Genomic DNA, 20,979 nt, shown 5'->3' on the forward strand with positions numbered 1-20,979 from the left:
GCCCCCGTGGGCGGCGGCTCTCCGGGCTCTTCGAGGCGCTGTGGTGCCGCTCCTACGCGGAGTGCAGGGCCAGCACCGGGTAGTCGGTGTAGCCGCGGTGGTCGCCGCCGAAGGCCGAGCTGAAGTCGGCCTGGTTGAGCTCGGCGCCGAGGCGGAGGCGGACCGGCAGGTCGGGATTGGCCAGGAACGACGCGCCCAGCGAGACCAGGTCGGCGCCGCGCTCCAGCGAGTGCGAGACCCTGGCGGCCGGGTCGCCTATCGACGCGTCGTTGACGATGAGGGTGTTCGGCCAGGACTTGCGGATCTCCAGGCTGAGGTCGTCCGAACCGTTCACCCCCAGGTGCAGGTAGGCCAGGTCGAGCCCGGCGAGCTCGGAGACCAGTGCCGGGTAGACCTCGTGCCGGTCCTCCTCGACCAGGTCCCCGGCGCCGTTGCCGGGTGAGATCCGAATGCCGACCTTGGACGAGCCGATCCGGTCGGCGACCGCCCGCGCGGTCTCCACGCCGAAGCGGATCCTGTTGTCCACCGAGCCGCCGAAGCGGTCCTCGCGCAGGTTGGCGTTCTGCGACAGGAACTGGTGGATGAGATAGCCGTTGGCGCCGTGCAGCTCGACCCCGTCGAAGCCCGCGTCCACGGCGCGGGCGGCGGCGTCCGCGAAGTCCTGGATGGTGGTCTCCGCCTCGGCGGTCGTCAGCTCCCGGGGCGCGGGGTAGTCCTGCAGGCCGTTGGGTGTGAAGATCTGACCCGCCGGTCGTACGACGGACGGCCCGATGGGCAGCGCGCCGGTGTTGTCGGGGTGGCCGATCCGGCCGGAGTGCATGATCTGGGCGAAGATCCTGCCGCCCGCCGCGTGGACGGCGTCGGTGACCTCCCGCCACCCCGCCACCTGCTCGTCGGTGTGCAGGCCCGGGGTGTTCATGTACCCCTTTCCGGCCTGGCTGGGTTGCACCCCCTCGGTGATGATCAGGCCCGCGGAGGCGCGCTGGGCGTAGTAGAGGGCGGTCAGCGACGAGGGGATCCCGTCGACGTAGGACCGCGAGCGGGTCATGGGTGCCATGACCAGGCGGTTGGGCAGCTGGAGGCCGGCCAGCGTGAACGGTGAGAACGGCATGACGATTCCCTTCTTGGCTGGCCAACTTGGCTAGCCAATAAGCAGTTCTACAACTTGGTCGGCCAACATGCAAGCGGTAGTCTCGGAGGGGACGGAAGGACCTGAACATGGCGGAGCCGCTGTTCGACGAGGGATGCGAAGCGACCAAGGGGTGCGGCGAGTACGACGCCGACCTCAACTGCCTGATGGCCTACGCCGCCCGAGGCCACCGGGTCCTGCTCGCCAGCCTTCTCGGGGAGATCGACCTCTACCCGGGCCAGGAGCGCGTGCTGGGCGCCCTGTGGGACAACGGCCCCCAGTCGCAGAACGCGCTGGCGAGGATCGTCGGCATCGACGTGTCCACCATGACCAAGACCCTGCAGCGCCTGGAGCGCAGCGGCTTCGTCAGCCGCAGGCCAGACCTGGCCAATCGGCGGATCAGCATCGTCGAGATCACGCCCAGGGGGCACGCGCTCCGCCCCGAGGTGGACCGGGTCCTCACCGAGATGCACCGCCGGATGACCCGGGGGCTGACGGAGGAGCAGACGGAGGAGCTGACGTCCCTGCTCGGCGTGGTCAGGGGCAACCTGTGCCGCGAGGCGGGTGCGCGGGACCCGGCCGGGGACCAGGCCCTCGACGCCGCTCGGACCGGCTGACGGCACCGGTACGGGATCGGCAAGGAGCGGACCCGGACCGGTCAGGGCGTGTGGGAGTCCCGCGCACGGGCCCCTGCCTGGGAGGGCTCCGGTCAGTCCCTGGTGGGGCGGAGCAGTGCCTCGGCCAGGGCCAGCATGGTCTCCTCCAGGGCGCCCAGCCGGCGGGTGAGGTCCGCGTGCGCGGGCTCCACGGTCTCGCTCAGGGCGTCGGAGAGCTGGTCGCGGTCGGGCTGGGCGCGGAGCATCTCGGTCAGCGGTGCCAGCGCGGCCTCGGCCCGGATGACGCGCTCGTCCAGGGAGTCGAAGCGCTCGCGCTGCTCGTCGGTCTGGGCGCCGATGAGCGCGCTGACGCCGATACCGACGCCGAGGACGGAGGGCAGCGCCTCAAGGCGCTCGTCCAGGCTCTCCAGGCGCTCACCGGACTTCTCCGCCCGGCCGTCCAGGGTGGACAGGCGGGAGTCGATGACGTCCATCCGGCCGGTGAGGCGGCCCTCGATGTCGTCGAGGCGCTCGTCGAGGGTGTCGAAACGGCCACCCGCCGCCATGCGATGGCCGTTCAGCCGGTCGACGCGGCTCTCCACGGCGGCGGCGCGCTCGTCGATCCTGGGCACCACCAGATCGACCCCGGCCCCCACCCGCTCGACCCTGCCGTTGACCTGCTCGACGGCGGCGAGCACCCGGTCGGCGGCCGTGCCGACCGCCTGCTGGACGCTCGCGGACAGGCCGAGCATCCCCGCCTCGATGCGCCCGGCGCGCTGGGAGAGGTCGGCCAGCGCCCTGTCCAGGCGGCCGAACCGGTGCGCCGCGATGCCCATGTCGGCCTGGAGCCGGCCGAGGTGCTCGGCCAGCTGCCGCACCTGCTCGTCGATGCCCTGGGTGCCGTCGGAGATCGCCCGGAGGCGGGTGAGCGCCTCGTCCACGCTCTCGCCCACGGTGCCGAGATCGGTCCACAGGCTCGGCAGCTCGCCGAGGGGGGTGACCCGGTCGCGGACGGCGTCGACCCGCCTGCCGAAGGACTCGACCCGCTCGCCGACGGCGTCGACATGGTCGCGGACCGCCTCGACGTGCTGGGCCAGGCCCTCGGCCCAGGAGGGCGGGCGGGCGGCGATGTCGTCCAGGCGCCCGTTGACGGACTCGAGCGTGCCGTTCAGCCCGCCGATCTCGCGCTCCCTGACCTCGCGCAGCAGCCACTCCATGCCCTCCAGGCGCTGCCGGATCTCGTCGAGCACGGCACCCTGGGTCCGCTGCTCGTAGACGTGGTCCTGGGCCGCCCGGGCGAGGAGCTCACGCATCCGGTCGGAGATGGCGGTCTGGCTGCCCGCCTGGAGCAGGGCGTGGTCAGAGTGATCCACCGAGAGCTCCTTCGCTCGCCGACGCTCAGCCGCGCGGTTGGATTGGGTCGGTTCTGCCGATGAATGGGATGAAATCGGAGGCGAGAGAGAACTCCCGCCCGGCAACCTTAGCCTCTGGATCAAGGTTTTCCAGGGGCGAGGTTAAAAGACAGGAATTGTCGGCTTGCTGGAATAATCGACCATTTTGGCTGGTCAGCTGGGGCTGCATATGAAAGCAAATGGCCTGTCACCTATTCGGGTGAGAATGACCGTCGCGGATTCACCTCCGGGCAGCCGGAGGTCTTTCCTGAGACGGTCGACATCCACCGCGGAGCCACGTTTCTTGATCGTCACATTGCCGGCCCCGCGCTCGCGGAGCGCCGCCCGCAGCCGCTTGAGCGAGAACGGCAGCGTCTCGTGGACCTCGTACCGCGACGCCCACGGCGTCGGCGCCGCGACGTCGCCGGTGATGTAGGCGATCTGCGGGTCGAGCAGGCGCCCGCCGACCGACGCGGCGATCTCGGCGACCAGGTGGGCGCGGATCGCCGCGCCGTCAGGCTCGTAGATGTAGCGGCCCGCCGGGCCGGTGCCGGGATCGCCGAGGGTGGGGTCGGGCGTCATCGTGGCGCCCGACGGCAGGATCGTGGCCCTGCGTGCCGTCTCGCCCGCCAGTGTGCCGCACCAGATCACGGCCTCCTTGACGTCGCCCCGGTAGGAGACCCATTCGGCCTCCGCCCCGGCGGGGACGAACTCGTACGGGATCCCGGGGGCGACCTTCAGGCAGGCGGCCCCGGCCCTGGCCACCATCTCCAGTACGGCGGGCCAGGCGGGCGAGTAGGCCATCGGGTCGAAGGTCCTGCCCCGCGCGGTACGGCGCGCGGGGTCGGCGAACAGGACGTCGAAGGCGGCCGGGTCCAGGGTGGAGGCGTCGGCGGCGCGGACCGAGACCCGGTCGCCGAAGCCCAGGGCGGCGGCGTTGGCCGCCGCGATCGCGGCGGTGAGCGGATCGGCGTCGACCGCCTCGACGACGCATCCGGCCCTGGCCAGGGCGAGGAGGTCTCCGCCGATACCGCAGCAGACGTCGGCGACCCGGGAACCCGCGGGGACGCGTCGCGCCCGGTGGTCGGCCACCTCGCGGCGGGTGGCCTGCTCCAGGCCGGGCCGGGTGAAGTACATGAGATCGGCGTCGGCGCCGAACTTCTCCCTCGCGCGCAGCCTGAGTTCGGCCTGGGTGAGCGCCGCCGAGGTCAGGTCCGCGTCGTAGATCTTTCTTAACCTTGTCACCGCCGCCACCGGGTCGTCGCCGATGGCCTCGGCCGCCGCGCCCAGCGCCTCCTGGCCGCGCGGGGTCAGGAGTTCGCGGAATGCGTCGAGATTCACACCACCCGACGCTACCGCCTTCACCGTGGGGCTTCGCGAGGGGCTTCCACCTGGTTTGACGTTCGCCCGAAGCGCAGACGGGCGCTCCGTGTTGACTGTCAAGCCCTCCTTGCATACTGTTCCGTATTGGCACTCTCCCGGTGAGAGTGCCAAATACATGCGACGAGGCAGGTCTGACACCCGCGACGGCAGACCGCTGGTCGCCTCTTCTAGATCATTCAAATCTGAAGGGGAGGTCCGACGTGACGACCGCCACCAAGGTTCCCGTTAAGCCGCTTGGCGACCGCATTGTGGTCCAGCCGCTTGAGGCCGAGCAGACCACCGCTTCCGGTCTGGTCATCCCGGACACCGCCAAGGAGAAGCCGCAGGAGGGCAAGGTCCTCGCGGTGGGTCCGGGCAACTGGGACGACGAGGGCGAGAAGCGGATTCCGCTCGACGTCAAGGAGGGCGACGTGGTCCTCTACAGCAAGTACGGCGGCACCGAGGTGAAGTACAACGGCGAGGAGTACCTCGTGCTCTCCGCCCGTGACGTGCTCGCCATCATCGAGAAGTAGTTCTCGCTTCACAAAGATGACGTATCGAGCCCCGGGTCGCGAGAGCGCCCGGGGCTTTGATGCGCCGACGTACTTATAGAGAGGACTGTCATGCCGAAGATCCTGTCGTTCGAGGAGGACGCGCGCCGAGCTCTCGAGCGCGGCGTGAACGCTCTCGCGGACGCGGTCAAGGTGACGCTGGGCCCGCGTGGCCGCAATGTCGTCATCGACAAGAAGTTCGGTGCGCCGACCATCACCAACGACGGTGTCACCATCGCCCGCGAGGTCGAGCTTGAGGCGCCGTACGAGAACCTTGGCGCGCAGCTGGCCAAGGAAGTGGCGACCAAGACCAACGACGTCGCCGGTGACGGCACCACCACCGCGACCGTCCTGGCCCAGGCCATGGTCCGCGAGGGCCTGCGCAACGTGGCCGCCGGTGCCCAGCCGCTCTCCCTCAAGCGCGGCATCGACATCGCGGCCAAGACCGTCAGCGACAGGCTGATCGAGTCGGCCCGCCCGGTCGAGGACAAGAAGGAGATCGCGAATGTGGCGACGATCTCCGCGCAGGACGCCAAGATCGGCGAGCTGATCGCCGAGGCGTTCGACAAGGTGGGCAAGGACGGTGTCATCACCGTCGAAGAGTCCAACAGCATGGGCCTGGAGCTCGAGTTCACCGAGGGTCTCCAGTTCGACAAGGGCTACCTGTCGCCCTACATGGTGACCGACCAGGAGCGCATGGAGGCGGTCCTGGAGGACCCCTACATCCTGATCACCCAGAACAAGATCTCCTCTGTCGCCGACTTCCTGCCGCTGCTCGAGAAGATCGCGCAGACGAAGAGGGCCCTGCTGGTCATCGCCGAGGACGTCGAGGGCGAGGCCCTCGCGGTTCTCGTCACGAACAAGATCCGTGGCACCTTCACCTCCGTCGCCGTCAAGGCGCCGGGCTTCGGTGACCGCCGCAAGGCCATGCTGCAGGACATCGCCATCCTCACCGGTGGCCAGGTGGTCAGCGAGGAGATCGGCCTCAAGCTGGAGCACGTCGGCCTGGAGGTGCTGGGCACCGCCCGGCGCGTCGTCATCACCAAGGACTCCACCACCGTCGTCGACGGTGCCGGCGAGGCCTCGGCGATCGCCGACCGGGTCAAGGAGATCAAGCTCGCCATCGAGCAGTCCGACTCCGACTGGGACCGTGAGAAGCTCCAGGAGCGTCTCGCCAAGCTCTCCGGCGGTGTCTGCGTGCTGAAGGTCGGCGCGGCCACCGAGGTGGAGCTGAAGGAGAAGAAGCACCGCCTGGAGGACGCCATCTCGGCGACCCGGGCGGCGATCGAGGAGGGCATCGTCTCCGGCGGTGGCTCCGCGCTCGTGCACGTCTCCAAGGTCCTCGACGACCTGGGCCTGACCGGCGACGAGGCGACCGGTGTCGCCATCGTCCGCAAGGCGCTCGTCGAGCCGGCCCGCTGGATCGCGGAGAACGCCGGCCTCGAAGGCTACGTGGTGACCTTCAAGGTCGCCGACCTGCCCGTCGGCCACGGCCTCAACGCCGCCACCGGCGAGTACGGCGACCTGATCGCCCAGGGTGTCATCGACCCGGTCAAGGTCACCCGCTCGGCCGTCCAGAACGCGGCCTCCATCGCCGGCATGCTGCTGACGACCGAGGCGCTCGTGGTGGACAAGCCCGAGGAGGAGGCTCCGGCCGCCGCCGGTCAGGGCCACGGCCACGGCCACGGTCACTGATCTCACCGGTTCCGAACGGCTCGCGTCTCCCCGGAGGCGCGAGCCGTTCGCGTTTTGCGGTAAACCAAATGTGCCCGCACCGCGTCATGGCGCGTCACTCGTAAGGGCAAACGCGGTTCCTCCGAATAGTCGATGTATTTGGCAATCGAATGAAATATTTGCACATAGCGTAGTCGTCGTGGTCACTGTGTGATTACGCACCGTTATCGCCGCCTCAATGTGACCAATCCGTAGCCGTTTGCCATGACGACAGGCACTATCAGGGCGGGCATCATGCCTAACGTGACCGAGGGATGCGTCGCCGACGCCAAAAATGGGGTGAGGCTTGCGACGAGGTCCGAAGGGGGCGTCCATAGGGACGATCTCAAGGATCTGACGAGCCTCGCCGTTCAGGGGGATCGCACCGCGATCGAATCTCTGATCGCGCAACTGCGGCCGATGGTCGTCCGTTATTGCCGTGGTCGTCTGGGCCGGGTTTCCGGTCAGTATCACATCGCGGACGACGTGGCCCAGGAAGTATGTATCGCGGTGCTGTCCGCGCTGCCCCGTTACCGTGACATGGGGCGCCCGTTCGCGTCCTTCGTCTTCGGCATCGCGTCGCACAAGGTGGCCGACGCGCTGCGCAGCTCCGTACGGTCCGCCGTGCCCACCCAGGACCTTCCTGACGGGCCCGACGAGGGGCCGGGGCCCGAGGAGACCGTGGTGCGCTACATCGAGGCCGAACACGCACGACGGCTGCTGTCGAGGCTGCCGGACAACCAGCGCGAGCTTCTCATGCTCCGAGTGGTGTCGGGCCTTTCCGCCGAGGAGACCGGTAATGTACTCGGCATGTCACCAGGTGCGGTCCGGGTCGCCCAGCACAGGGCGCTGGCCCGGCTACGAGCGATGGCGGAGCTGGAGTCGATAGCTTGACCGCCGAGCTGTCGAGCAGGGGCCGCGAGCGAAAGCCCGAACCGCGGGACGGGGCTCGCGACGACCCGGAGCGAGAACGATCATGACAACGGTTCACCCGCGACGTCCGGCTCGAAGATACGGGCCGGACGAGGATCCGGCCGTGGCCGAGACCGACGCCCTGGTGGAGGCGCTCTCGCGCAGGACGCCCGTCTCCACGTCGGACGCCGCGGTCGCCCTGCTGGCCGCCTTGATCGACGACGTGGATCAGCGGTGTTCCCCGGCGTCGATCACGCAGTCCGGCTGATCCCGGGCGTGTTCACGGCTCACGGTGGGCGGACCGGGGTAACCGGCGACGTGGATCAGTGGTGTTCCTCGGTGTCGATCACACCGTCCACGTAGCCTCGGGCGTACTCCCAGCTCACATAGTCGGTGGGGTTGGGCTGGTAGGCGGGCTCGTGCACCTGGGGCTGGCCGTTTTCGATCATCTGGCGCAGGTTGCCGCGCAGCAACTCCCAGTCGAAGTAGTGCTGCTCCCCGCATTCGGGACAGTCGAGCACCAGGCCGAGCACGCCCTGGGGCTCCAGCAGTGAGCGGAAAACCTCCACGTCGGCGAGGTCGGTCATGGCCTCGTCGCGCTCGTCCGTGGTCAACGGCTCGGGATCGTCGGGATCGCCCAGCGCCGCCGCCGGGTCGTCGGGGTCATCCGCGAACGGGTCGCGAGGGACATCGTCGAGCACGATCCCACCTTATGGCCTGGATGTGATAAACAGACCCCGAACCGGCACGAGTATGACGGTCCGGGGCGGTACGGGCAGGCGACCGCGGTGGCCGGGAGGTCCTGGAAGCGGGAACCTGAAGATCTCCGGCCCGTACCGGAAACCCGGCTGCTTACCAGTATGCGACTCCGGTGGGAGATCCGGGCCTCTGGCTTTTCCCCCGGGTCCACCAGGTTTGGCGCCAGACTCTAAACTGTGACCCGGGGGTCGGCGCCTTTCCCCTTCATGAGAGCGCCGTGGCAGGAGGGTTGCAGATGGCCAAGTTCACCGATCGGGGGCTCACGTTCGACGACGTGCTGCTGGTGCCCGCGTATTCGGACCTGCAACCCGGGGAGGCCGAGACCACCACGCGGCTGTCGCGGGGCATCACCCTGCGGATCCCGCTGATCTCCGCGGCGATGGACACGGTGACCGAGGCCCGCATGGCGGTGGCGATGGCGCGCCAGGGCGGCATCGGCGTCCTGCACCGCAACCTGTCGATCGAGGACCAGGCCCAGCAGGCCGACCTCGTCAAGCGCTCCGAGGCCGGGATGGTCACCAACCCGGTCACCTGCTCTCCCGACGAGACGCTCGCCGATGTCGAGCGACTCTGCGCCACCTACCGGATCTCCGGCGTGCCGGTGACCGACGCGAGCGGCGTGCTCGTCGGCATCGTCACCAACCGTGACATGCGCTTCGAGAGCGACCACAGCCGTCCGGTGCGCGAGGTCATGACCCCGATGCCGCTGGTCACCGCGCCGGTCGGGGTCTCCACCGACGACGCGTTCGACCTGCTCAGGAAGAACAAGATCGAGAAGCTCCCGCTGGTCGACGCCGGGGGGCGGCTGCGCGGGCTCATCACCGTCAAGGACTTCACCAAGAGCGAGAAGTACCCGCTCTCGACCAAGGACGCCAACGGCCGGCTCGTCGTGGGGGCGGCCGTCGGCGTCGGCGGTGACGCGGAGAAGCGGGCGAGCGCGCTGATCGAGGCCGGGGTCGACGTGATCGTGGTGGACGTCGCGCACGGCCACTCCAAGGGCCTCGCCGACATGATCGCCAAGATCAAGGCCAACAGCAGGGTCGACGTGATCGGTGGCAACATCGCCACCCGTGCGGGTGCCCAGATGCTGGTCGACGCGGGGGTCGACGCGGTCAAGGTCGGTGTCGGGCCCGGCTCCATCTGCACCACCCGGGTGGTCGCCGGCGTCGGTGCCCCGCAGGTGACGGCCATCCACGAGGCGTCCCTCGCCGCGGGCCCGGCAGGGGTTCCGGTGATCGGCGACGGCGGCCTGCAGTATTCGGGTGACATCGTCAAGGCCATCGCGGCCGGGGCCGACTCGGTCATGCTCGGATCGCTCCTGGCGGGCTGCGAGGAGTCCCCGGGCGAATTGATCTTCATCAACGGCAAGCAGTTCAAGTCGTACCGGGGGATGGGCTCGCTCGGCGCGGTCCGCAACCGTGAGCGCGGCGGCGCCTCGTTCAGCAAGGACCGCTACGCCCAGGCCGATGTCGGCGCCGAGGACAAGTTCATCCCCGAGGGCATCGAGGGGCAGGTCCCCTACCGCGGCCCGGTCGCCGCGGTGGCCCACCAGCTCGTCGGCGGCCTGCGCCAGGGCATGTGGTATTCCGGATGCCGCACGATCCCCGAGATGCACGTACGGTGCGAGCTGATGCCGATCACGTCGGCGGGCCTCAAGGAGAGCCACCCGCACGACATCCAGATGACGGTCGAGGCCCCCAACTACCACGGTCGCTAGAGCGGCGCGTACCGCGCACGCGTGAAAACGTGGCGTGCGCCATGCACGCCACGGAACGGAAAAGACAGACATATGACTCAGGTGGAGATCGGCCGCGGCAAGAACGGCCGTCGTGCCTACGCGCTCGACGATATCGGCATCGTTCCGTCCCGTCGTACCCGCGACCCGGAGGAGGTCTCGATCGCCTGGCAGATCGACGCCTACCGCTTCGAGCTGCCCGTCGTGGTGAGCCCGATGGACAGCGTGGTCTCGCCGAAGACCGCCATCGAGGTCGGCAGGCTCGGCGGTCTCGCCGTGCTCGACCTCGAAGGGCTGTGGACCCGGTACGAGGACCCGATGCCGCTGCTGCAGGAGGTGGCCGAGCTCAAGGGAGAGCCCGCCACCAGGCGGCTGCAGGAGATCTACAACGCGCCGATCAAGGAAGAGCTGATCGGCCGCCGCATCGAGGAGATCCGCGCGGCCGGGGTGGCCACGGCGGTCCGGCTCTCCCCGCAGCGCACGGTCCAGTACCACAAGGCGGTCATCGACGCGGGCGTGGACATCTTCGTGATCCGCGGCACCACGGTCTCCGCCGAGCACGTCTCCGGCAGGGCCGAGCCGCTCAACCTCAAGCAGTTCATCTACGAGCTCGACGTCCCCGTGGTCGTCGGGGGGTGCGCCACCTACACCGCGGCGCTGCACCTGATGCGGACCGGCGCGGCCGGGGTGCTCGTCGGCTTCGGCGGCGGCGCCTCGCACACCACCCGCACGGTGCTGGGCGTGGCGGTGCCGATGGCCACCGCGATCTCCGACGTGGCCGCCGCCCGCCGCGACTACATGGACGAGTCCGGCGGCCGTTACGTCCACGTCATCGCCGACGGCGGCATGGGCACCTCCGGCGACATCGCCAAGGCGATCGCGGTGGGCGCGGACGCGGTCATGGTCGGCTCGCCGCTGGCGAGGGCCGTCGAGGCCCCCGGCCAGGGCTTCCACTGGGGGTCGGAGGCGCAGCACCCCGAGCTGCCCAGGGGCAAGCGGGTCGAGTTCGGCACGATCGGCACGCTGGAGCAGATCCTGCACGGCCCCTCCTCGGTGGCCGACGGTTCGATGAACCTGATGGGCGCGCTCAGGCGCACGATGGCCACCGCCGGATACTCCGACCTCAAGGAGTTCCAGCGGGTCGAGGTGGTCGTCGCCCCGCAGGCCGGCTGAGATCTCGCGCGAACGCCCGGCCCGGTGGCCGGGCGTTCGCCGTTTCTCAGGTGTCACCGGTCGCCGAGATGATCTCCTTCCCGCGGCCGAGGCCGGGGGACCGCACCCGGCCTGCCGGGCAGATCCGGCCCACCCGGCGGGTCCGGCCCGCCGGCCGGACGGACCCGGGCGGTGGGGGATTCAGCGGGGCTCGACGATCCAGGTGCCCCTGCGCATCACGCCGGAGACCTCCAGCTCCTCGGTGAGCACCACCAGGTCGGCCTGCTTGCCGACCGAGACGGACCCCAGGCGGTCGGCGAGGCCGAGCACCCTGGCGGGGGTCAGGGAGGCGATCTCGGACGCCTCGGCCAGCGACAGGCCCACCTCGCGCACGGCCCGCCGGAACGCGACGTCCATGGTCAGGGTGCTGCCGGCGATGGCGCCGCCCTCGGCCAGCCGGGCCACCCCGTCCACCACGTCCACCTTCATCGGGCCGAGCCCGTAGACGCCGTCGCCCATCCCGGCCGCCGCCATCGCGTCGGTGATCAGCGCGGTCCTGCCGGGACCGGCGACCTCGAAGGCCAGGCGGGTCATGGCCGGGTGCAGGTGCACGCCGTCGTTGATCAGCTCGACCGTGACGCGCTCGTCCTGGAGCAGTGCGGCGATCGGCCCCGGGTCGCGGTGGTGCAGCGGCGGCATCGCGTTGTAGAGATGGGTCGCGACGCTGCCGCCCGCCGCTATCCCGGCGATCGTCTGGGTGTAGGTGGCGTCGCTGTGGCCGAGGGCGGCGATCACGCCGCTCGCCGTCGCCTCCCGTACGGTGTCCAGCGCGCCGGGCAGTTCGGCGGCGATGGTGACCATCCGCACGTGGCCGCGCCCGGCCTTGATCAGTCCGGCGAGCTCCTGGGGCGAGGGGTCGCGGAGCAGCGCCGGGTTGTGCGCGCCGCACCGGGCTGCGGAGATGTAGGGGCCCTCGAAATGGATCCCGGCCAGCAGGCCGTCCTCGCACAGGTCGGCGAGGGCGGCGGCGGCCCCGGCCAGGTCGTCAAGGGAGGCGGTGACCAGGCTGGCCATCAGCGTGGTGGTGCCGTGCCGGGCGTGCAGCTCGATGGCCCGGCTCGCCTGCTCCGGGTCGCCGGTGGGAAAGGAACCGCCCGCCCCGCCGTGGTTGTGGATGTCCACGAAACCCGGCACGACATACCGGCCGCCCAGCCCGAGTCCTGGCCCCGGCGCGGAGCCCTGGCCCACATGCGTGATGCGGCCGTCTTCAATGGTGAGCCAGCCCCCGTGGACACCTTCGGGGGTCACGATGCGTGCGTCAGCGAGTGTGATGCTCATGGTCCCCATCCTCTCGGGTTCCCGGAAGAAGCCGCCCCCGACGCGACCGTGGGGTGCCGTCGGTTCGCCGGGCCCCTGATTTATTGACGATGAGAGAAAGGCTCTCCGCTGATAAGGTAGTCGGTCAGTAATGGCGGAACGGAGCATGACATGGCAGGCGAAGAAGACATCTCCGGGTGATACCGGATCGCATCGCCATCGGTGACGCGCCCATCGCGGGGCCGCCGATCGGTGATGTCTTCGTGTCCTGACCATTTCGCCGGGCGGTCCTCACCGTGCCGGCCGAACGCGGAAGCGATTCGATGTCCGACGCCCTGATCGTGGTTTCCAACCTGTCCTTTTCCTGGCCCGACGACACCCCGGTGTTCGAGGACCTCTCGTTCACCGTCCCCGCCGGACACACCGGCCTGGTGGCGCCCAACGGCGCCGGCAAGAGCACGCTGCTCAGGCTGATCGCCGGTGAACTTCGCCCGACCACCGGCTCGGTCACGGTACGGGGGATGCCGGGCTACCTGCCCCAGACGCTTCCCCTGGTCGGCGACCTGACCGTGGCCGAGGTCCTGGGGATCGCCCCGGTGATCAGCGCGCTGGACGCCATCGAGTCCGGGGACGCGAGCGAGGAGCACTTCACCACCGTCGGCGACGACTGGGACATCGAGGAGCGCACCCGCGCCCAGCTGGACCGGCTCGGCCTCGGGGACGTCTCCCTCACCCGGCGCCTGCACACCCTCAGCGGTGGCCAGGTCGTCTCCCTCGGCCTGGCGGCACAGCTGCTGAAGCGGCCCGACGTGCTGCTGCTCGACGAGCCGACCAACAACCTCGACCTCGACGCGCGCAGAAGGCTCTACGACGTGCTCGCCGACTGGAACGGCTGCCTGCTGCTGGTCAGCCACGACCGGGCACTGCTCGACCGGATGGACCGCATCGCCGAGCTCGACCGGGGTGAGATCCGCTCCTACGGCGGGAACTTCACCTTCTACGAGGAGGCCGTGCGCGCCGCACGGGAGGTCGCCGAGAAGAACGTCCGCAATGCCGAGCAGGAGGTCAAACGGGAGAAGCGGGAGATGCAGCAGGCCCGCGAGCGGGCCGCGCGCCGGGCCGGCAACGCCGCCCGCACTCTCAAGGACGCCGGCCTGCCGAAGATCGTCTCCGGCAGGATGAAGCGGAACGCCCAGGAGTCGGCGGGGAAGGCGGACGAGACGCACGCCGCGCGGGTCAGCGGGGCCAGGGCCCGGCTCGACGAGGCGGGCCGCGCCCTGCGCGACGAGCAGAGGATCTCGCTGGAGCTGCCCGGGACCAACGTCCCGGCCGGCCGTATGGTCTTCCTCGGCGAGCGGATGCAGGTCCGCCACGGTGAGCGGGCCCTCTTCGCCGGGCAGGGGGCCGACCTGACGATCCAGGGACCCGAGCGGATCGCGCTGACCGGCCCCAACGGCGCCGGCAAGTCCACCCTGCTGCGGGTGATCAACGGTGAGCTGGAGTCGGAGGGCGGCGGGACCAAGCGGGCCGACGGCCGGGTCGCCTACCTGTCCCAGCGGCTGGACCTGCTGGACCTGGACCGCACCGTGGCGGAGAACCTGGCCGCGTTCGCGCCGGGACTGCCGGAGGCGGAGCGGATGAACCTGCTCGCCCGCTTCCTGTTCCGGGGCTCCCGCGTTCATCTCCCGGTCGGGGTGCTGTCCGGCGGTGAGCGGCTGCGCGCCACCCTGGCCTGCGTCCTGTGCGCCGAACCGGCGCCCCGGCTGCTGCTGCTGGACGAGCCGACCAACAACCTCGACCTGGTCAGCGTCGCCCAGCTGGAAGGCGCCCTGCGTTCGTACGAGGGCGCCTTCGTGGTGGTCAGCCATGACGAGCGGTTCCTCGCCGAGATCGGCGTGAACCGCTGGCTACGCCTGTCCGAGGGCCGCCTGCTCGAAACGGGCGCCCCTGACGTGTGAGGTGACGTCTCGGGCTGGGTGGTGAACCGCTGTCACCGAGGCCGATGGTCACGCGGGCTTCGAGGACACCTCCCACGTCCCAAGCTGCCATCTCGGTCGCGTCGCCGCATGCTCCGGCCCTATCGGGCCGATCTGATCCGGGGCCGGCGAGCCCTGCCTCCGCGCAGGATCATCAAGATCACCAACCTGTACGCCGGACGGCTGATCTTCAAGGCTCTGGCCGGCGGTCGCAATTCGAGTTCAGGACGGCACAGGGCCGGCGCGCCCGTCGCCCGGGTGCGGGAACCCTTGTGAGGGCGGTAGCGCGCCGGTTGTGCCCGCACGGCACCGTACGCGGGGGCTGGGGTCGATGCCCCGGGCCCCGGGGTTACCCCCTGGCGTCCATCGCCGGTGAGCCGGGAGAGCGATGGGGGCAGACGGGGCATTTTTGCGAAAGCAAGCTGTGGCAGTGTCCAGCTAATGTCCGTGATGCTAGCTTTTGATCACTTTGGTACCCGGCGCGCTGGAGACGAGACAGGTGGGCTTGCAGCCAGACACGGCCGAGAGGGCGAGCCTCCGGTCGGCGATCCCCATGGCGATCCCCACGGTGCTCCGGCTGGCGGCACGGAGGCGGCACGTGATCGCCCTGACCGCCATGGTCCTCTCGGCCACCGGGGTCTACTGCCTGCTGGGGCTGGTCAGGTACGACCTGTTCCGGGCGACCAGCATGGACCTGACGCTGTTCGACCAGGCGGTGCGGGGTTTCGCCTCCTTCGGTGCCCCGACCAGCCCGGTACGCGGCGCCAACCTCGGTCTGGGCATGGACTTCGTGCAGCTGGGCGAGCACTTCTCGCCGATCCTGGCGGTGCTGGCCCCGCTGTACTGGCTGCACGACGGCCCCGAGACGCTGATCGTGGCCCAGGCGGTGCTGTTCGCGCTGGCCATACCGCCGCTGTGGCTGTTCACCCGGCGGACGCTCGGCATCGGCCCCGCCTACCTGGTCGCCATCGCCTACGCGCTGTCCTGGCCGATCGCGAGGGCGGTGAACTTCGACTTCCACGAGGCCGCGTTCGCCCCGCTGCTCACCGCCCTCATGATCGAACGCTTCAGCGCCGGCAGGCACGGCCACACCGCGCTGGCGGCGGCGGCACTGCTACTGGTCAAGGAGGACATGGGGCTGATGCTCGTCGGGTTCGGCGGGTACGTACTGCTTCAGATGCGACGCCGGCACGGGACCTTGCACGGGGTCGTGTACGGGGTCATGTACATGGGGGTCGGTCTGGCGTACACCGGTCTCGTCCTCGCCGTCCTCATCCCGTCCGTGGGCGGCGACTCCACCATGTACTGGGCGTACGGCCACCTCGGTGGCAACATGTCCGCGGTGGTCGTGCACGTCCTCAGCGACCCGCTGGGCGTCCTCGGCAGCGTCTTCAGCCCGCAGGTCAAACTCGACACGCTGGCCTTCCTGCTGTGGCCGACCCTGCTGGCCTGCCTGTTCTCCCCGCTGACGCTGTTCGCCCTCCCCCAGTTGCTGGAGCGCATGCTCTCCGACCGCGCGCAGTGGTGGGTGACCGACTTCCATCACAGCGCCATCACGGTGGCCGTCCTGTTCTGTGCGGGGGTCGACGGAACCGCCCGGGTGATCCGCTGGGCACGGCGCCGCGAACCCGGCCTGAGCGAGCGCGGCGCGTCGCTGCTCTGGGCGGCCGCCGCCTGCGCCGTCGCGCTCACCCTCGTCCCACGATTCCCCTTCGACCAGCTCATCAGGCCCTCCTTCTACGAGAAACAGCCCGACGTGGTCGCGGCCGAGCAGGCGGTCGCGGCCGTACCCTCCGGCGTGGTCGTCGAGGCCGTCAACCACGTGGGCCCCCGCCTGTCCGCCCGCACCACCGTCCTGCTGTGGGAGGACAGACCCCCTACCGCCCCCTGGATCGTCGCCGACACCGCCCGCGCCGCCTACCCCTGGCTCTCGCCCGACCGCCAACGCCAACGCGTCGACGAACTGAGGAGCCAGGGCTACCGGGTCGTCTACGACCGCGAAGGCTACGTGGTCCTGCACCGCGCCTGATCTTCTGGCGGAGAGCGTCCGCACATTCCTTCGCGTGGGCGCGGAAGCCGCCGCTCCTGTGACCTTCGGCTTCCTTGCCGACGTTCCCGACCCAGACGGCGCGCAGGGCTTGCAGTACGCCTTCCTGATCATGCTGGTGCCGTTGGTTGCGAACGCGGCTCAGTGGATCATCGCCTACCGGCCTGAAGGTGTTGAGGTCGGGGCTGTAGCCGGTTCCGGTGACCGGAGCCCAAGCCTGAGTCAGCTTCTCGGCCCTGAAAGGGACCGAGCTTGCAGCTCCTCGCCGTACCTGGCAGGTATGGTTCAGGCCGCGTCGTCGGCAGCGTGACGCACTGCCCGGCGACCGATGTTGATCGCCGCGAAGTAGTCCGCCGGGCCAGCGAGCCCGCACGAAACACACCGGAACTCATCTCGGGTGGGACGGTTCCGTTTGTCGATGTGGCCGCATCCGGGGCAGGTGCGGGAGGTGTTGCGCGGATCCACCAGCCGCACGACCACCCCGGCCAGGGCGGCCTTGTACGTCACGAACGTCCGTAGCTGATGGAAACCCCAGGAGTGCAGGTCGGCACGCTGAGCCTTGCGAACCGTGACCCGCTCCCGGATGCCTTCGAGGTTTTCGAGAGCGATCCCGGAGCGGGTGTCTTTGGCCTTGCCGACCAGCTTCTTGGCGATGACATGGTTGACGTTCCGGGCGAACCGCGACTCCTTGCGGCGGCGCCTCTTCAGCAACCGCTTGGCGGACTTGGTGCCCTTGGCCTGCAGCCGGGCCCGTAGCCGGGCGTTACGCCGCCGCACCGCCCGCACCCCCTTGCCGCTGTAGGGCTCACCGGTGGAGTCGGTGGCGAGGTTGACGATCCCCAGATCCACCCCCAGCCACCCCTCCGGCTCCTCCTCCAGCGCCGGTGCGGGGACCTCGACGACCACGGCGAGGAAGAATACGCCATCGCGATAGACGAGATCCGCCTGCCCCCGCAACGCGGCTCCGTCGCTGCCCAACCACCGCCCCCGGTAGAGAACGGGCACGACGACCCGGCCACTCAGGGTGAGAAGACTGACCGCGTCAGGGCCTTTCCAGGTCAGAATGCGCTGGTCATAGGCGACCGCCCCCAACGGGCGGAAGGCCGGTTTGATGGTCTTGTCGCGTTTGTAGGCCTCGCAGGCCTTGGCGATGGAGCGAACAGCCATCTGCGCTGACAGGCCGAACTCCTGGCGCAGCTCGGCGTAGATGAGCTTCTGCAGGGCGATCTTGTTCGCGGTGCGGTGGGCGAACGCGACCTCGGCGGCCCTGGTCGCGGCGGCGTTGCAGGCGCGCATCGTTGCGAGCAGCGCCCGCCCCGCCTCGGGCGAAGGCGCGAGTTTCAGCATCTCCGTCACCAGCACGCACCGATCCTGTCACTCACCGCTACCGGGCGGCACCGTTTTTCCGCGTTTCCTCCCCGCCGTGAACGACGGGGCCTCCACGCTGTAATTCCGGTGAAAGTCCGGCAGGTCGGATAGGGGGCCGGAGTTCGGGGAAAGGCTTGTTCGAGGGCCCGCTCAGCGCCAGCCTGCCGGGCCGGAGCACTCACGTAGTGGGTACTGGTGGTCAGGGTGTGGGGAACGCCTTCACCGCTTGGTGCTCCTTCTGTCGGACCGGACATCGAAACAGGTCACCGCTTGTGGTCATCGCGATCTCGCTGGGTGCGGCGTGCCTTCTCGGCCTTGGCTTCGTCGCACAGCAGCATGCGGCGTACCGCCAGCCCCTGGAGGACATGCTGCGCCTGCGCCTGCTGGTGGACCTCATCCGCACGCCGTTGTGGCTGGCCGGGGTCGGGCTGATGCTCTGCGGCCAGATCCTCGGCGCCCTCGCGCTGCGGGAGGCGGACGTGGCGAAGGTGGTGCCGCTACTGGCGATGAACCTGCTGTTCGCGCTGACCGCGGCCCATGTCATCTACCAGGAGCCGTTCGGACGCATGCTACAGCTGGGCGCGGTGCTGGTGGGCGGAGGAGTGGCGCTGTTCCTGTACGGCGGCCGGCCCCATGGCGGAGCTCTGCCCGAACCGGGTTCCATGCGATGGCTGGCGGTGCTTTCGGTGATCGTGGTGGCGGGTGGGCTGGTCCTGTTCGGTCGGCGGCGTTCCCTGCATGTCAAGGCGATGTTGCTGGCGGCGGCCGCCGGGGTGCTGTACGGGCTGCAGGACGTGCTGACACGCAGCTCCCTGCTCACGATGGGCAACGGGCTGAACCCGGCCGGTACCTGGCAGCTGTACCTTCTGCCCTGTGTCGCCGTGGTGGGGCTGCTGCTCAACCAGAGCGCGTTTGACGCCGCCCCGCTCCGGATCTCGTTGCCGGCCACCACGGCCGCCGAGCCGATCACCGGGATCGTGCTGGGCGTGGCGATCTTCTCCGAGCGTCTGCGGGTCACTCCGGAGGCGCTCGCGGCGGTGGTGGCCGGCTTGATCGCGTTGGTGTCCGGCATCGTCATCCTCGGCCGGTCCTCGTTTCTGGCCAAGCCGACGCGGAATGCTCCTCGGCGCCCGGACGGGGAGCGGCAGTGATCTCCGCGGTCCCGGTGTCGCCCACGGCGACCAGCGATGCTCTGGCCTCGCTGCCGCAGCGCCGCGCGGCATGATCGGTGCCCCAGCACAGGGCGTTCCGCCCGGCAGGGTGCCGTCCAGTGGCGCTCCTGATGGTGAACAGCCTTGCCGGGGTCGGTGATCCGGTGACGCTTTGGGATCATGATGGGATCTGCGCCGGTAGCGACATTTTTGTCGGAGACGGTGTCTAGTGTCCCGCCCATGACAAGTGCGACGCAGGCGTACAGTTACGCCGCGCCTTCCAGCTTGGTAGACGGGCGTCTGGGGTTGTCGACGTCCGGTGGCAGAGCCCTCAGCGGCCCCGCTCTCGCGCCCAGGTTCTTCAGCGGGGTGGTGACGCAGGCGGCGCCCGCGGCCGCGGCCCTGCTGGGCATAGCCGACGTGGCCCTCACCCGCTACCACCAGCCGCGTCCGGGGTGGACCCGCGACCCGGTCGTGACGTGCGGCGGTGACCGGCTCCGGTTCGAGTCGTTCTCCGCCTGCGGCGGGGTCTACGCCCGGCTCGACGTGCTCGACGGTGCCCTGGACGGCGAGGTGTTCGACAGGGGGACGACCAACGTCGACGTCAACGGGCCGCTCCGCGAGGCGCTGGCCAGGGTGGGCGCGCGCGACCCGCTCCACCTCGGCGTCGGTGCCGACGAGCTGACGGTGACGACGCTCGACGGCGCGGTGGTGGAGAAGAAGGTGCCGCTGCCCGAGCGGTGGCTGCGGGGCTTCGCCGAGGTGCAGGTGATCGCGGCGGGTATGGACCTGAGGGCCGAGCTGGCGGGTATGAGCGCGGTGCGGTTCCTGCGCTCCCTGCCCAAGCGGGCGACGGCCGATCTCTGGGTCGTTCCCGCGGGCCGTGACCTGCGGGTCGGTGACCGGCCCGGCGCGGGAGCGGTGTGCCTGTCCGGCGTGGGACGCCTGGCGACGCTGCTGCCCCTGCTCCGCTTCGCCAAGAGCCTCAGGGTGTACGGTCCGGCCGAGACCGGCGACGCCGCGTCGAGCGCATGGGAGCTCGAACTGCCGGGGATGCGCTACACGCTCGCCCTGTCGCCGCAGCGCTGGCGCGGCTTCTCCGGAGAGGGCGCGGTGCTGGCCGATCTCGCGACCGACGAGGCCGAGGCCGACGCCGATCTGGTGGGCATGCTGCTCAACTTCGAGCCCGAGGTGGAGATCGGCCTGCTGGCCGATCGTGCCGGTCTGTCCACCACGCGGGTCCGCGCCGCGCTCACCCAGCTCGGTACGGCCGGCCGGGTCGGCTACGACCTGGCCGAGGCCGCGCACTTCCACCGCGAGCTGCCCTATGACAGGGAGCACGTGCAGCACCTCAACCCCCGGCTGACCGCCGCGAGGGCGCTGGTCGAGGCCGGTGCCGTACAGATCGCCGGTGGCTCGGCGCGGGTGCGGACCGAGGGCGGAGTGCGCGAGGTCGGTCTGGCCGAGGGGTCGTGCACCTGTCCGTGGTGGTGGGACCACCGCGGCTCGCGCGGGCCGTGCAAACACGTGCTGGCCGCCAGGATCGTCGCCCGCACCGCCGTTGAGGTGGCCCCGTGACCGCCTGGCAGGAGGTGCGTGACCTGGTCACCGAGCGCAGGGCCGGCGCGCTGGCCGACCGCGTGGTCGCGGTCGGCCGGCGGCCGTGGCAGCCGCTTCGCTCGTGAGTGCGCGCGCCTGCGCGACCGGCTTCGCTGACCGCGGTCCGGCCGTTCGCCCCCGTGAACGGCCGGCGCGCACGACCGCCACCCGCAGGCCGGCCGCCCAGCGCCAGGCGCGGTCGCGCACTTCCCGATAGGTCA

19 protein-coding genes are annotated in these 20,979 nt (G+C 70.1%); 13 read left to right on the forward strand and 6 right to left on the reverse strand.

Annotated features, from left to right (window positions below; translation table 11 throughout):
• Nucleotides 1–52 precede the first annotated feature (52 nt).
• Nucleotides 53–1,111 (reverse strand): alkene reductase, encoded by a 1,059-nt coding sequence (locus tag ABZU75_RS10325; RefSeq protein ID WP_355551586.1) that lies wholly within the window; start codon nucleotides 1,109–1,111, stop codon nucleotides 53–55.
• Nucleotides 1,112–1,218: 107 nt separating this feature from the next.
• Between ABZU75_RS10325 and ABZU75_RS10330 the strand changes: the two genes are divergently transcribed.
• The gene (locus ABZU75_RS10330) at nucleotides 1,219–1,746 is read left to right on the forward strand and encodes a MarR family transcriptional regulator (RefSeq protein ID WP_355551589.1); all 528 of its coding nucleotides are present in this window, start codon (nucleotides 1,219–1,221) and stop codon (nucleotides 1,744–1,746) included.
• Between the two features lie 92 nt (nucleotides 1,747–1,838).
• On the opposite strand, the gene ABZU75_RS10335 is transcribed toward ABZU75_RS10330, so the two are convergent.
• Nucleotides 1,839–3,098: a hypothetical protein gene (locus ABZU75_RS10335; RefSeq protein WP_355551592.1), complete on the reverse strand. Its 1,260-nt coding sequence runs from the start codon at nucleotides 3,096–3,098 to the stop codon at nucleotides 1,839–1,841.
• 192 nt (nucleotides 3,099–3,290) lie between these two features.
• Nucleotides 3,291–4,457 (reverse strand): class I SAM-dependent methyltransferase, encoded by a 1,167-nt coding sequence (locus tag ABZU75_RS10340; protein WP_355551595.1) that lies wholly within the window; start codon nucleotides 4,455–4,457, stop codon nucleotides 3,291–3,293.
• Between the two features lie 242 nt (nucleotides 4,458–4,699).
• Here ABZU75_RS10340 and groES point away from each other — a divergent pair, with 242 nt between their 5' ends.
• From groES to ABZU75_RS10360, 4 genes are all read left to right on the forward strand, one after another.
• The gene (gene groES / locus ABZU75_RS10345; protein WP_030912806.1) at nucleotides 4,700–5,011 is read left to right on the forward strand and encodes a co-chaperone GroES; all 312 of its coding nucleotides are present in this window, start codon (nucleotides 4,700–4,702) and stop codon (nucleotides 5,009–5,011) included.
• A 90-nt stretch (nucleotides 5,012–5,101) separates the two neighbouring features.
• On the forward strand, nucleotides 5,102–6,724 hold the full coding sequence (groL, locus tag ABZU75_RS10350) for a chaperonin GroEL (RefSeq protein WP_355551600.1): 1,623 nt from the start codon (nucleotides 5,102–5,104) through the stop codon (nucleotides 6,722–6,724).
• Between the two features lie 273 nt (nucleotides 6,725–6,997).
• Nucleotides 6,998–7,636, forward strand: coding sequence for a sigma-70 family RNA polymerase sigma factor (locus ABZU75_RS10355; RefSeq protein ID WP_030912801.1), 639 nt, complete (start codon nucleotides 6,998–7,000; stop codon nucleotides 7,634–7,636).
• Between the two features lie 142 nt (nucleotides 7,637–7,778).
• On the forward strand, nucleotides 7,779–7,922 hold the full coding sequence (locus ABZU75_RS10360; protein ID WP_355551604.1) for a hypothetical protein: 144 nt from the start codon (nucleotides 7,779–7,781) through the stop codon (nucleotides 7,920–7,922).
• Nucleotides 7,923–7,977: 55 nt separating this feature from the next.
• On the opposite strand, the gene ABZU75_RS10365 is transcribed toward ABZU75_RS10360, so the two are convergent.
• Nucleotides 7,978–8,355, reverse strand: coding sequence for a DUF5319 family protein (locus ABZU75_RS10365; protein ID WP_030912798.1), 378 nt, complete (start codon nucleotides 8,353–8,355; stop codon nucleotides 7,978–7,980).
• Between the two features lie 293 nt (nucleotides 8,356–8,648).
• Between ABZU75_RS10365 and guaB the strand changes: the two genes are divergently transcribed.
• Nucleotides 8,649–10,130, forward strand: coding sequence for an IMP dehydrogenase (guaB, locus tag ABZU75_RS10370; RefSeq protein WP_355551608.1), 1,482 nt, complete (start codon nucleotides 8,649–8,651; stop codon nucleotides 10,128–10,130).
• A gap of 72 nt (nucleotides 10,131–10,202) precedes the next feature.
• Entirely contained in the window at nucleotides 10,203–11,321 is a 1,119-nt protein-coding gene (locus tag ABZU75_RS10375; RefSeq protein WP_355551611.1) for a GuaB3 family IMP dehydrogenase-related protein, read from the forward strand.
• A gap of 180 nt (nucleotides 11,322–11,501) precedes the next feature.
• On the opposite strand, the gene nagA is transcribed toward ABZU75_RS10375, so the two are convergent.
• The gene (gene nagA, locus ABZU75_RS10380) at nucleotides 11,502–12,638 is read right to left on the reverse strand and encodes an N-acetylglucosamine-6-phosphate deacetylase (protein WP_350911453.1); all 1,137 of its coding nucleotides are present in this window, start codon (nucleotides 12,636–12,638) and stop codon (nucleotides 11,502–11,504) included.
• Between the two features lie 302 nt (nucleotides 12,639–12,940).
• Here nagA and abc-f point away from each other — a divergent pair, with 302 nt between their 5' ends.
• The 4 genes from abc-f (at nucleotide 12,941) to ABZU75_RS10400 (ending at nucleotide 16,950) form a co-directional block, all read left to right on the forward strand.
• Complete coding sequence (gene abc-f / locus ABZU75_RS10385) at nucleotides 12,941–14,575, forward strand: ribosomal protection-like ABC-F family protein (RefSeq protein ID WP_355551616.1); 1,635 nt, start codon at nucleotides 12,941–12,943, stop codon at nucleotides 14,573–14,575.
• A 108-nt stretch (nucleotides 14,576–14,683) separates the two neighbouring features.
• The gene (locus ABZU75_RS10390) at nucleotides 14,684–14,869 is read left to right on the forward strand and encodes a hypothetical protein (protein ID WP_355551620.1); all 186 of its coding nucleotides are present in this window, start codon (nucleotides 14,684–14,686) and stop codon (nucleotides 14,867–14,869) included.
• 277 nt (nucleotides 14,870–15,146) lie between these two features.
• Nucleotides 15,147–16,622 (forward strand): DUF2079 domain-containing protein, encoded by a 1,476-nt coding sequence (locus ABZU75_RS10395; protein WP_355551623.1) that lies wholly within the window; start codon nucleotides 15,147–15,149, stop codon nucleotides 16,620–16,622.
• Nucleotides 16,623–16,656: 34 nt separating this feature from the next.
• Complete coding sequence (locus ABZU75_RS10400; protein ID WP_355551626.1) at nucleotides 16,657–16,950, forward strand: hypothetical protein; 294 nt, start codon at nucleotides 16,657–16,659, stop codon at nucleotides 16,948–16,950.
• Here ABZU75_RS10400 and ABZU75_RS10405 read toward each other — a convergent pair.
• A complete protein-coding gene (locus ABZU75_RS10405) occupies nucleotides 16,926–18,002 on the reverse strand; it encodes a transposase (RefSeq protein WP_355551629.1) in 1,077 nt (358 codons plus the stop codon). The genes ABZU75_RS10400 and ABZU75_RS10405 overlap by 25 nt on opposite strands.
• Before the next feature lie 278 nt (nucleotides 18,003–18,280).
• Between ABZU75_RS10405 and ABZU75_RS10410 the strand changes: the two genes are divergently transcribed.
• Both ABZU75_RS10410 and ABZU75_RS10415 read left to right on the forward strand, forming a co-directional pair.
• A complete protein-coding gene (locus ABZU75_RS10410; RefSeq protein WP_355551632.1) occupies nucleotides 18,281–19,159 on the forward strand; it encodes a DMT family transporter in 879 nt (292 codons plus the stop codon).
• A 240-nt stretch (nucleotides 19,160–19,399) separates the two neighbouring features.
• Nucleotides 19,400–20,737, forward strand: coding sequence for an SWIM zinc finger family protein (locus ABZU75_RS10415; RefSeq protein ID WP_355551635.1), 1,338 nt, complete (start codon nucleotides 19,400–19,402; stop codon nucleotides 20,735–20,737).
• Nucleotides 20,738–20,979 lie beyond the last annotated feature (242 nt).

This window comes from Streptosporangium sp. NPDC005286 (genome assembly GCF_040607515.1).
Lineage (GTDB): Bacteria > Actinomycetota > Actinomycetes > Streptosporangiales > Streptosporangiaceae > Streptosporangium.